Origin of the sequence: Planktothrix agardhii (assembly GCF_904830935.1) — a bacterium.
Lineage (GTDB): Bacteria > Cyanobacteriota > Cyanobacteriia > Cyanobacteriales > Microcoleaceae > Planktothrix > Planktothrix agardhii.
Genome location: NZ_LR882952.1, coordinates 400,291 through 412,308, shown reverse-complemented (window position 1 = coordinate 412,308; position 12,018 = coordinate 400,291). Strand labels below are relative to the sequence as shown.

The window sequence follows — 12,018 nt, the reverse complement described above, 5'->3', positions numbered from 1 at the left end:
GAGTGTCAAAATTATGTGATAATATGGGGAGAAATGGACTCTCGACGATCTTTTATTTATTGTCGAGTCCATGCAGGTTTATTTAAAATTTAACCATGAGTAGCTCCCTAACCAAAGCTGTCTTATTTGTAGACGGCTATAACATAATTGGAATATGGCCCCTATTGCGACAGAAACGCGATGTTGATGATATGGAAACAGCGCGGAGACACTTGATTGAAACCTTAGTGGACTATAGTGCCTTTGAGGGACTTGATGCCCGACTGGTTTTTGATGCTCACTATCAAAATACCCCCGGTGTCAGCGAAACTATTACTCGCAATGTGTCGATTCATTATACCAGTTTTGGGCAAACCGCAGATACTTATATTGAAAAACTCTGTGCTTCTTTAAGCCGCCAACTGAGGTTGTCCCGACGTCGGTTAATTGTGGCGACTTCAGACCGCGCTCAACGGTTAACCGTGACGGGCTATGGTGCTGAGTGGATGTCCGCCGAACAGTTAGCAGAAGCGGTGGAAGCCACTACCCAGCGTCGTCAGCGTCGTCATCAACCACGGAAGCCATCTTCGAGTCGTTTCTTGGCTAATTCCCTAGACGCAGAAGCTCAAAACCGTCTGGCTCGCATGAGGATGGGGTTATAATCACGGTATAAAGAGGGTTTCAGCTTTTGCAACCAAAGTCAAAAAAATTTTTTCAAAAAAGCTTGCAAAAAATTAGGATCAGGCGCTACTATTAGTAACTGTGGCTAAAAGAGAGACACAACGTTCCTCGGTAGCTCAGTGGTAGAGCGATCGGCTGTTAACCGATTGGTCGTAGGTTCGAATCCCACCCGAGGAGTTTAACAAAATATTCTTTGAATCTCAGGTTAGATTTTAACCTAGTCTGAAATTTTAAGCCAGTATCCTACATTTCTATTGAGAAAGGTAGGATATTGTTTTGTATATGCTCAAAACCATTACATCTGATATCAAGGATGATCTTACCCTTATTTCTGAGTTTAACCTTATTGGCCCAAGCCGCCCCTCCGGTGAATGAAATTTTGCAACCGCAGCAGGTGCGACCCCTACCCGGACAATTAGATAAAATTCCGGTATTTAATAGTAACAGTCCCGAACTGATTTTAAACGAAGGAATTTTACTTTCTACTTTTCCAAAAACCAATAAAAAACAGCCAGAAGCCCACTTAAATTTTCCCTTTCAAGGCAAATTTGATATTTTTGCCCACCATATTGCTAAACCTCCCCAAGAACATGATTTAAGAACCCTTTATTTAGGCATATTAGCCTATAATCCAGGGAATAAACCCGTTACTATTAATATTTTAGAAGCAGCCAGTTATTTAAGTCAACCCGATGCGCCTTTTATTCCCCTTGATGCTATTTTAGATAATTCCGCAGGTAATATTTTTGCTGGGCCAGGAAGTCGGGTGATGAATGATATTTTACGGGGAAAACGACAAACTGAATTTGTGGAAAAAATTATTATTCCCCCCCAAAGTAGTCGTCTTTTATTAAATGCTCCAATTCCGGTTAAAAATTTAGAACCTCCTTTAAATGGTCGGTCTACTTTAATGCGTTTAGAGAGTGATGGCGAGGTTTATATTGCTAGTTTAGCTAAATATGCAACACTACAACCAAATAGAATAGAAATCGCGCCTACTTTAACAGAATGGGAACAATTATTACAGCAAGGAATGTTAGTTACACCTAGAGATCGTACCCCCACACCTCCTAATACTAATTCTGAACAAATTATCTATGGACGGGTGGCTGGAGTGGCATTGGGTTCCCGTTGGAATGCTAATATTGTTGATCCAAATAGTTCTATTTTAACTATTCCTGAATCGGGAAAAGCATTTTCTTATCCGATTGCAACCTTACCTAGAGGACAGTTAGGAACTAATCAAATTCAAAGTGCTCCTTTAGTGGTTAGATATCCCGATACCGCCTATCAAGCTCACGGAAATTATGGGATAGAATATAACTTAATTTTACCACTTTATAATCCCAAAAGTCAACCCCAACAAGTTATTTTAACCTTACAAACTCCGATCAAAGAAGAAAAATTATCCCAACCTGGATTAAGGTTTTTTGACCCTCCAGCCCCTCAAGTTTTCTTCCGAGGTACTGTTAGGTTGAGCTATGAAGATGATCAGGGAAAATCCCAAATTCGCTATCTGCATTTGGTTCAAAGACGGGGACAACAAGGGGAAGCGTTAGTACAATTAACCCTAAAACCTCAAGAAACTCGACCCGTTAAAGTTGATTTTCTCTATCCTCCTGATGCTTCTGCTCCTCAAGTTTTGACGGTGAAAACATTACCGTTAAAATGATAGATTGTAGTCTTTATTTAACCACAAAAACACAAAGAATTTATAAACACTAATTTTGTAGGTTGATTTTATGTCTCAAAGCGATGCACCCAAACCTAAACCACCTCTGGATAAACCCCCGCCACCGCCCCCAAAACCTCCTGATTGGGGGACATTAGGATGGTTAATCGTTGCATTATTTTTATTCATTATTGCGATAGGAAATGCTTCGGGATTTGGAGATAGTCAAAACCGACCATTAACTCCTAGTTTTGATCAAACAGAATCGGATAATTAGGGGGTTATCATTTCGTTGTTGTGCTTTAGCACCTCTATTAAGAGCGCTAAAGCGCAACAAAATTCAAAAAAAATTAACCAATGGTTAAGGCTAAATCCGTGGGTGATGTGATGACCGTGGCTGTTTGGACAACACTAGGTTGGACGTTTTTAACAATTCCTAAAATTCCTGAATTTGTAATCTTAATTACGGTGTCATTCCCAGAGGAGGTAAAACTTAAATTAGCCAGAGGAATTGTATCAAGGATATGAATTTTATCGCCTTCTGAAACCTTGAAATCCGTAATAATATTGGCTAAATTGATATCAAAAACCGTGGCGGATTCATCCCCTCGCAACATGAAAATATCAGTCCCTCCTCCTCCGGTTAAAGTATCTGTTCCTAAATCTCCGATTAGGAAATCATTACCATTATTGCCATTTAAACTATCATTGCCTTGTCCACCTCGAATAAAGTCTGAACCTGCACCTCCAAAGATAGTATTATCCCCCCGATTTCCATTTAAAATATCATTGCCTTGTCCCCCGGTAATAATATCATTATCTTTTCCTCCCAAAATATAATCATTGGCATCATTTCCATCCAGAGAATCATTTCCAGCATTTCCATTAATTACATCATTTCCTGTCGAACCAGTAACCAAATCATTACCGCCTCCAGCTAATAGTCCCCGATGATTATTTAGGGTAATATCAGGAGTCATGGTTATGACATTATCTGCATCTAAATTACGAGGATAGGCATAACTTAAAGGCAAACTAGCACGATTGATGGTATTAATAAATCCATTCAAGATATTCGCATCTGAAATAATTCCAGAAACCCGACTGGGAATAATTCCATCGACAACGGCTGCATCCCAAATTTGATTACCTACTCGAATTTGATTGACGACATCAAAGCCTTGAGTTACTGTGCCAAAAACCGCATAATTTCCGTCTAAGTTTGTGGAATTATCTGCTAAATTAAAATAGAATTGGGATGAAGCCGTATCGGTTCCCGAAGACCGCGCCATGGCAATGGAACCGACGACATTACTTAACACCGGAGGAACGGTAATTCCTGCTTCTTTAAAGGTTTTGCTATAGATAGGTTCTGTAGCACCTTTGGGTTTAATTTCTAAGGGAATATTTCTAACTTTACCCGTAGCAGGATCAATAAAACCCCCACTTCCTAACAAATTTGCAGCCACATTAGGATATTTACTTTGGGGGTCACCACCTTGAGCAACAAAGGGCGTGGGGTCAATAACAACGCGATGAAATAGGGTATTATCATAAACATTTCGTTCAACTAAATCAACGAAATTTCCAGCCGTTATCGGAGCATTTGCACCATCAACTTGAATCGTAATTGGTAGTCCTTCAACTACCATAATCACAGTAGCAGCACTGGTTAAGTTGGGTAGATCAGCCATAATAAAATAGTGGGTTAAATGGTCTAAAATGAGGTACAATTAACCTAATTGTCTCTTTATATTTTACAATAAAGATTGCAATTAGAATCAGATATTGCCAATATTAGGACACCCAACCTCAAATTTAAGTTCCTGTTATTCCTAAGATTGGGTAAACTGGATCAAAAGTTGTAATTATCCTTCATAATCATGTCCCGTCGTTTCTTTCTAAGTTTCCTCTTATCTCTGGGTTTAGCTGTGTTTAGCTTCAAACTCACTGCGCCCGCTTGGGCGTTAGGGGGAAAATTGCCACCATTGAATCAACCCGCCCCTAATTTCACCTTACCAACTAATAGTGGAGAGGGAAAAATTTCTTTATCTGATTATCAAGGACAATGGGTTGTTCTCTATTTTTATCCTAAAGATTTTACTTCTGGCTGTACTTTAGAAGCTCGTCGTTTTCAACAGGATTTACCAAAATATTTAGCTAAAAATACTAAAATTTTAGGGATTAGTGCCGATGATATTCAATCCCATGCTGAGTTTTGTGATTCAGAAGGTTTAAAATTTCCCTTACTGGCTGATGTTGACGGAAAAGTAAGTAAATCCTATGGCTCATGGATTAATTTTATATCAATGCGTCATACTTTTATTATTGATCCTGATGGAATTTTAAGGGAAATATTTTTAGGGGTTAATCCTGCTATTCATAGTCAGGAAGTGTTAGCACGTTTGGATGAATTGCAACAAACCAAAACCAGTTAGTTTAAATTCACAGCCAAAAAGGGAAGGTTGAAATCACCATCCCTTTTTTTAAAATTACTTTTCTTTAAACCGGGTTTAATCCTAACATTGCCTTTAAGGTAAAAAAGGTAAATGCAAAAACACTTAATAATAAAATTATTAATGCAGTTGCTGTTACCGGACGATTTAAGAGGGGTTTGAGACGTTCAAATAGGAAAAAGAAAATTCCTAAAGTAAAGGTAATAAAATAACGGGGATAGCGAGAAACGTTTTGAAAAAATTCTTGCATTGTCGTGGTTGGGATTAATTTCAGATTAAAGGTTTTACAATTTTAACAGATTTCGGGATTATTTTTTAAGATAATTTTAGGATAAGCGATCGCCCGATTCCGAGTCAAACCAGTGTATCCGTTGGGGCGATAAACTCAACTTTATGGTTTCACCTTCCCAAGTTTGCTGTGCGGGAACCAAAAAACGGATTGTTTCATGGGATTGGGTGATTCTCACATTCAACAGTTTTTCTTTTCCTAAATCTTCCACTAAAAAAATTTTACTTTCTACATTGACAGAATCTTCCCGATTTTCTAAATAAATATCTTCGGGGCGAATTCCTAAGATAATTTGAGAAGGTTGGGTTTTCAACTCAGGTAAGGGAATTTGAAATTCTCCTAAAATCCCATAATTTTCGCGACAATTTAAGCGAATTAAATTCATCTGAGGACTTCCCACAAAACCCGCAACAAATTGATTAGCCGGAGCATTATAAATCTCTGAAGGAGAGGCTAATTGTTGTAAATAACCTTGATGAAGTACAGCAATTTTACTCGATAAAGTTAGGGCTTCGGTTTGGTCATGGGTAACATAAACAACAGGTTTTTGTTGAGAATTAAATAACTGTTTTAAATCGGCTCTTACCTGTTCTCGTAATAGAGCATCTAAATTACTTAAGGGTTCATCTAATAAAAAAACTTCGGGATTTCTGACTAAAGCTCGTCCTAAAGCAACCCGTTGACGTTGCCCCCCGGACAGTTGAGCAGGTTTTCTGAGTAATAAATGTTGAATATCTAAGCGATGAGCGACATCATTAACCCGGGTTTCAATCTCAGAAATAGGAATTTTTCTTAATTTTAAAGCCGTTGAAATATTATCAAAAACCGTTAAATGGGGGTACAGGGCATAACTTTGAAAGACCATGGCAATATTCCGTTGACCGGGGGGAAGGGTGGTCACATCTCGATGGCCTAAAATAACTTTTCCCTCGGTGGGTTGGTCGAGTCCTGCAATCATTCTTAATAAGGTTGATTTTCCACAACCCGAAGGGCCTAATAGGGTGAGAAATTCCCCATCATTGACCTCTAGGGTAATATCTTTTACTGGAATGACTTGGTGGGAAAATTGCTTTTTTAAATTGATAATTTCGAGTTTTGCCATGATTTATGATCTCCATTAATTGTTAAGATTATTGTTAACCTTTGACGGCTCCTGCGGTAATGCCTTGAACAATTCGCCGTTGAAAAATCAAGACTAAAATGATTAAAGGAAAAGTTCCGGCTAAAGTTGCAGCCGCCATTGGCCCATAGGGAATTTCTAATAAAGAAGCACCCCCCAGTTGAGCGACGGCCACGGGAATGGTATATAAATCTTCCCGGGTAATAAAGGTTAGGGCAAAAATAAATTCATTCCAGGCGAAAATAAAGGTTAATATACCCGTGGTGACTAAGGCAGGAAAGGTTAAGGGTAAAACAATATTTAATAGCATAGATAGGGTATTGTAGCCGTCAATTTTGGCAGAATCTTCTAAATCTTTAGGCAATTGTTGGAAAAAAGTTCTTAAAATTAAAATGGTTAAGGGTAAATTAATTGCTGTATAGGGGATAATTAATGCTAAATAATTATTTCCAATCTGAAAAAATTTAATTAACTCTAACAATCCCATAAATAATAAAATATAGGGAAATAATGTTATAATTAAAATCAGTACCAAAATTAAATTTTCTCCAGGTAGCTTTAATCGAGTCAGGGCATAGGCAGCCGGAGCGCCAAGGGTTAAGCATAATAAAGTTGAAATGATAGAGACAAAAGCACTATTGAAAATATATCTCAGAAATTGACTTCCCAAGCTGAGATAATGTTGAAAAGTCAGTTGTTCTAAACTGGGAAAATAAATATTAGGAACCGTTGAAATCGCAGCATTAGTTTTAAAAGAAGTGAGTAATTGCCAGAAAACTGGAGCCAAACAAAATAAAACTGTGGAGATTATTCCCAGGGTGAGTAAAATCTTTTTTCGAGGGATAAAACTAACGGAATTTGAGGGATTAAAATTTGCCATTTATTGATCTCCAATCATATTAACACGCAGTTTTGATAAGAAAAAAGCCGCAATACAAACCGCAACAATTAATAATAAAAAGGTGACGACCACTAAAGCCGCCCCATAACCAAAATCCAGATACCTTCTAATGGTGGCATAAATATAAACAGAAACGGTTTCCGTTGCCCCTGCTGGCCCCCCTCCAGTCATGACTTGAACTAAATCAAAAATCCCAAAGGCTTGAGCGAATCTAAACAATAAGGCAATAATAATTTGAGGGGTAATTAAAGGAATTGTGATTTGATAAAAACTTTGAATTGAGTTTGCCCCATCCATAGCATGGGCTTCATACAAATCCTGGGAAACAGATTGCAGTCCGGCTAGTAAAATAATAGCAATAAAAGGGGTAGTTTTCCAAACATCGGCAATAATCAAAACAAACATGGCTCGACTGGGTTCTCCTAACCAAGTCATAGGACTATTAATAATATTAAGACGCTGTAAAATATCATTCACCACACCATATTGGTCATTAAAAATCCAAGCCCAAGCTAACCCCATGACCGCCGTAGGTAAGGCCCAAGGAATTAAAGCTGTGGTTCTGACCAAACCTCGACCTTTAAAACTTTGATTCAGAATTAAAGCCATGAATAAACCCAAGATTAATTCTAAGATAATAGAAATACTGGTAAAAACCGTTGTATTCCATAAGGTTTGCCAAAATCGACCATCCGCTAAGATACGTTGATAATTATTTAATCCTGAAAAAATGGGTTGTAATTGAGTTCCTAAATTTTGGGTGAATACACTTAATGAAAAAGCCCTTAAAATTGGGTAAATAAACACTAAGGCAATCATGAACAAAGCGGGTGAAATTAACAGCCATCCGGTTCGTTTTTCTTGTTTTTCTAAAGAGTTAGTATTCATGCTCAAAATTCACTCATTAATGTTTAATAAAGTTCGAGTTTCCCTGGCTGCCTCTTTCATGGCTGCTTCCGGGGTTTTACTCCCGGTTAATGCCGCACTCAAATAGCGTTGGAGAATATCTGAGACTTGGGCATATTGGGGGATGGGAGGACGTAAAACCGCATTTTCAGCCCCTTGTAAGAGGGCGGGTAAATAGTTATATTTGGCGACTAAAATATCATCGGTAAATAAGGATTTTCGAGAGGGAACATAGCCCGTTTCTAAAAAATATTGTCGTTGAATATCGGGTTGATTAAAATATTCAATCACTTGCCATGCTTCCCGTTGATGTTTAGAACTTTTAGAAATCCCAAATCCCCACCCTCCTAAACAAGCACCGCTTTGTTTTCCGGGTAAATTAACCATTGGTTGAATCCCATATTTTCCCCTAATGGGAGAGTTAGCAGCCAAAGCATAAACGTAGGGCCAATTTCTTAAAAAAACCGTATTTCCACTTTCAAATAATCGGCGAGTTTCTTCTTCTGCATAGGTCGTAACGCCAGGGGGAGAAATACTTTGTTCAATGGTTTGTCGTAAAAAATTAACGGCTTCTATACTTTCGGGCGCATCTAATCCGATAGCTTGGGTTTCAGGATTAACCCAGAATCCTCCATATCCCTGTAAAATTTCCGTGAACATGGCGGCTAATCCTTCATATTGTTTCCCTTGCCAAACATAACCCCATTGGGCTAAATTTTGATTTTGAAGGGTTTGGGAGGTGGTGAGTAAATCTTGAAAGGTTTTAGGGGGTTTTAATCCGGCTTTTTCTAATAAATCCGTTCGATAATATAACATTCCAACATCTGTTCTAAAGGGCATTCGATACAGTTTATTTTGATATTTTCCTCCTTGAACATCGCCCTGAATATAATCAGTTAATTTCTGAGGATCAACTTTTTTGGTTAAATCTTCTAACCATCCTGCTGCGGCAAATTTTTGTACCCAAACCACATCCATATAGACTAAATCATAGGGAGAATCTCCGAGTAAATAGGCAGAGGTATATAAATCTTCAACCAGATTACTATTATTCGGGGCTTTAACCACTTCTAAACGAATTTTTGGATGGGTTTGATGGAAACTATTAATAATCGGTTGCCATTGGGTTGATTCTAATGCTTGAACTAAAACTTTAAGGGTAACAGGTTGTTGTGTGAAAGCAGGTTTAATCATTAATATACTGATGATAACTCCTATCAATAAAGTTAAAATAAATTTATAAAATAATGGAATTTTAAATTTAACAAAAATCATTTTTTAAACCTCAAAATTATGGATTTTTATCTTTTCATTTTCCTAACAACATAATTTTGTCCTTAGACTCCTTATTCTAGCAGGGGTTGACAGGGCTTGGAGGAAGGAGATATTGATTAGGAGTCTTAACTAATCTGGGATTTATAGCAGTTGCCGCATCTATTAGGACATTCTTGAAAACTAAAAGCTGCTCATAGTAAGTATTTACCTATAGCGAGATTGCCTATTCCCTATTGCCTCTTGCTATACCAGGGATTTTGGGTTTAAAGCCCTGCCATTTAATGGTAATGGAGGGCGGTATTGTTTTTTATTGCTTTCTGATATAATTCTCTGAACTTGAGCAGACGGTTTTCTTGCGGGGATTGATTAAAATGATTCTGAAGTTGCAAGAGGCTGGTCAAATTCCGATCTCAAAAATGTGTGTCACCTGTCACTTTTTTCAGGCTGATCGTTATCCGAATAGCGATCGCCCCCATCATTGTGATTTCGTGGATGCACCCTTTAGTGATCGCAATTTGCATCTGGAATGTCCTGAACAAATTGGCATTTAATTTTAATTTATGGATATTTTAATTGTTGAGGATGAACCAGAAATTGCCCGTTTAATTCAGCATACCTTAGAAGCGGAAGGATTTTCTTGCCAAATTTCTAATAATGGTTTAGCCGCTTTACAAAAATTTCAAGAATTACAACCGGATTTAATTATTTTAGATTTAATGATTCCGGGGTTAGATGGGTTAGAAGTCTGTGCTAGAATTCGTCAGAAACCTGGGCAAAAAGACCCTTATATTTTAATGTTAACCGCCAAAGGTGAAGAACTAGATCGGATTATTGGTTTATCTACTGGCGCGGATGATTATTTTGTTAAACCCTTTAGTCCTAGAGAATTAGTTGCTAGAGTTAGAGCATTATTAAGACGGAGTTTGCGCCAAGGAAGTCAACCGAATCAAGTCTATCAAACCCCGCATTTTTTAGTCGATTTAGACCAAAGAATTGCCAGCTATCAATTAGAGTCAGGGAACACAGAAACCCTGGATTTAACTACTTTAGAATTTAATTTATTATCAACTTTTCTGAGTTATCCGGGTCGGGTTTGGAGTCGTACCCAACTCATTGATAAACTTTGGGGAGATGACTTTTTTGGTGATGAAAGGGTTGTGGATACCCACGTCGCTAGACTGCGGAAAAAAATTGAACCTGACCCCTCCCATCCCACTTTTATTAAAACTGTGACCGGGGTGGGATACAAATTTGAAGATGCTGTTATAGGAGGTAATGGGTAATGGGTAATGGGGAAGAAAGACTTTATTGCCTATTGCCTATTGCCTATTGCCTATTGCTATATTTTTAATTAAAATTGAGGTATTTAAGGTAAAATAGATTAATTGTATTAATAATGTTATCACAATGAGTAAATCAAAACCTCTGACAGACCTAGAATTAATTGATTGTGCGAAAGCTAATGCTAAACAAGGCGTTGCAAATGCAGCCAAACTATCGGGTTATGGGGATGATGTAGACAAATTTATGGATGCACTGCAAACCGCTTGTCGTAGAATTGGAGTTAATATTGATTCCCTATCGGATTTAGTTAAAGAGCAGCAGCAAATTCGACAAATACCCGGGTTAGAAATTGCTCCAGATTCAGAATCAAGTTTATAAAGTATTTTTATAAGCGGTTAAGCATATAAATTCTCTATTCTGAAATCCTTAAATCCTTGTAGTAGTGCGAGCGTCCTCGCTCGCTAGTTTATGCCTAGCAAAGAGGGTTTGGAGACCAAACCCCTACGATAACTATTCTAATTTATTAGAAGCCGAATAAACCGCTTTAACATTATACCAATTCAGAAATATTCTAGCAATTTCTAAAGCTAATTGTGATTTTCCTTGATTAATTAAATATTGTAAAAACCCCGCCATTGTCCGTTCATTTAAACGCCCTCCCAAAGATAATAAACCCCATAATATTTTATGTAATATTGTCATTTGAATCATCATTTTAACTTCAAAAGAGGGATGTTTTTGATAAAATAAAACTCCCATTCTCCCCCGTTGAATTTCTCGATCTATTAATTTCGGTAATTGTTCCAAATCAAACGCCGGATGCCAATGATAACCCACAGCATCGGGACATTTAATTAACTTTAAACCTAATTTTTTTAACCTTACCCCTAATTCTAAATCTTCCCAACCATATTGTTGAAATTGAGGATCAAATAACCCGGCTTCAATTAACCAATGACGAGCGATCGCCACATTTCCAGTAGCAAAATAAGCCGCCGAAAAATCAGTAATTTTATAAGGTTCAGAAGTTGGATCTTCAAAATTACAAGTATTAATTACCCGACCATAGGTAAAAACTTGATCTGAAGTTTGATATCCCTCAACTAAACTATTAGCATGGGATTGTAAAAACGTTTTGGTTACTATTAAATCACTATCAATAAAAATAATAGTTTCTCCCAAAGCCTTTTCTATCCCTAAATTTCTCGCCGCGGCTGGCCCTTGATGGGATTGACAAAATAGCTGAACATGGGGAAAATCTAACTTATTTTCCTCTAACCAATTTAAGGTTCCATCGGTTGAACCATCATCAACTAAAACTACCTCATAGTTAGTAATAGTATGATCATATTGTTGCTGTTCTAAGGCTTTTAAACACTTTTGTAAAATCGGTAAACGATTATAGGTAGGAATGACAATACTTAAAAACACAGTTTTTCTAACCTGAAACTTAAA

At 37.5% G+C, this 12,018-nt stretch carries 14 protein-coding genes and 1 tRNA gene; 8 read left to right on the top strand and 7 right to left on the bottom strand.

What is annotated here, in order from left to right; genetic code table 11:
- The first annotated feature begins 95 nt into the window (after positions 1-95).
- The 4 genes from NMG88_RS01875 to NMG88_RS01860 all read left to right on the top strand — a co-directional run bounded on the left by NMG88_RS01875 (position 96) and on the right by NMG88_RS01860 (position 2,609).
- Positions 96-641, top strand: a complete 546-nt coding sequence (locus NMG88_RS01875; RefSeq protein WP_227349940.1) for an NYN domain-containing protein — start codon at positions 96-98, stop codon at positions 639-641.
- Between the two features lie 124 nt (positions 642-765).
- Positions 766-837, top strand: a tRNA-Asn gene (locus NMG88_RS01870).
- Between the two features lie 139 nt (positions 838-976).
- Positions 977-2,332: a DUF3370 domain-containing protein gene (locus NMG88_RS01865; protein ID WP_254035799.1), complete on the top strand. Its 1,356-nt coding sequence runs from the start codon at positions 977-979 to the stop codon at positions 2,330-2,332.
- A 70-nt stretch (positions 2,333-2,402) separates the two neighbouring features.
- Entirely contained in the window at positions 2,403-2,609 is a 207-nt protein-coding gene (locus tag NMG88_RS01860) for a hypothetical protein (protein WP_026787083.1), read from the top strand.
- Between the two features lie 73 nt (positions 2,610-2,682).
- On the opposite strand, the gene NMG88_RS01855 is transcribed toward NMG88_RS01860, so the two are convergent.
- On the bottom strand, positions 2,683-4,026 hold the full coding sequence (locus NMG88_RS01855) for a peptidylprolyl isomerase (protein ID WP_254035054.1): 1,344 nt from the start codon (positions 4,024-4,026) through the stop codon (positions 2,683-2,685).
- A gap of 189 nt (positions 4,027-4,215) precedes the next feature.
- Here NMG88_RS01855 and NMG88_RS01850 point away from each other — a divergent pair, with 189 nt between their 5' ends.
- On the top strand, positions 4,216-4,770 hold the full coding sequence (locus NMG88_RS01850) for a peroxiredoxin (protein ID WP_144390412.1): 555 nt from the start codon (positions 4,216-4,218) through the stop codon (positions 4,768-4,770).
- 64 nt (positions 4,771-4,834) lie between these two features.
- Here the strand turns inward: NMG88_RS01850 and NMG88_RS01845 are convergent, their stop codons facing one another.
- The 5 genes from NMG88_RS01845 to NMG88_RS01825 form a co-directional block, all read right to left on the bottom strand.
- Positions 4,835-5,038, bottom strand: a complete 204-nt coding sequence (locus tag NMG88_RS01845; RefSeq protein WP_026787086.1) for a DUF751 family protein — start codon at positions 5,036-5,038, stop codon at positions 4,835-4,837.
- Between the two features lie 76 nt (positions 5,039-5,114).
- Positions 5,115-6,179, bottom strand: coding sequence for an ABC transporter ATP-binding protein (locus tag NMG88_RS01840; protein WP_227349938.1), 1,065 nt, complete (start codon positions 6,177-6,179; stop codon positions 5,115-5,117).
- A gap of 34 nt (positions 6,180-6,213) precedes the next feature.
- Positions 6,214-7,077: a carbohydrate ABC transporter permease gene (locus tag NMG88_RS01835; protein WP_254035053.1), complete on the bottom strand. Its 864-nt coding sequence runs from the start codon at positions 7,075-7,077 to the stop codon at positions 6,214-6,216.
- A complete protein-coding gene (locus tag NMG88_RS01830; protein WP_227349936.1) occupies positions 7,078-7,986 on the bottom strand; it encodes a carbohydrate ABC transporter permease in 909 nt (302 codons plus the stop codon).
- A gap of 9 nt (positions 7,987-7,995) precedes the next feature.
- Positions 7,996-9,279: an ABC transporter substrate-binding protein gene (locus NMG88_RS01825; protein ID WP_346732937.1), complete on the bottom strand. Its 1,284-nt coding sequence runs from the start codon at positions 9,277-9,279 to the stop codon at positions 7,996-7,998.
- Between the two features lie 371 nt (positions 9,280-9,650).
- Here NMG88_RS01825 and NMG88_RS01820 point away from each other — a divergent pair, with 371 nt between their 5' ends.
- The 3 genes from NMG88_RS01820 (at position 9,651) to NMG88_RS01810 (ending at position 10,941) form a co-directional block, all read left to right on the top strand.
- Positions 9,651-9,830, top strand: a complete 180-nt coding sequence (locus NMG88_RS01820; RefSeq protein WP_042151281.1) for a hypothetical protein — start codon at positions 9,651-9,653, stop codon at positions 9,828-9,830.
- Between the two features lie 9 nt (positions 9,831-9,839).
- On the top strand, positions 9,840-10,562 hold the full coding sequence (locus NMG88_RS01815; protein ID WP_027249422.1) for a response regulator transcription factor: 723 nt from the start codon (positions 9,840-9,842) through the stop codon (positions 10,560-10,562).
- A 124-nt stretch (positions 10,563-10,686) separates the two neighbouring features.
- On the top strand, positions 10,687-10,941 hold the full coding sequence (locus NMG88_RS01810) for a hypothetical protein (protein WP_027249423.1): 255 nt from the start codon (positions 10,687-10,689) through the stop codon (positions 10,939-10,941).
- A gap of 132 nt (positions 10,942-11,073) precedes the next feature.
- On the opposite strand, the gene NMG88_RS01805 is transcribed toward NMG88_RS01810, so the two are convergent.
- Positions 11,074-11,994: a glycosyltransferase family 2 protein gene (locus tag NMG88_RS01805; RefSeq protein WP_227349934.1), complete on the bottom strand. Its 921-nt coding sequence runs from the start codon at positions 11,992-11,994 to the stop codon at positions 11,074-11,076.
- Positions 11,995-12,018: the final 24 nt, after the last annotated feature.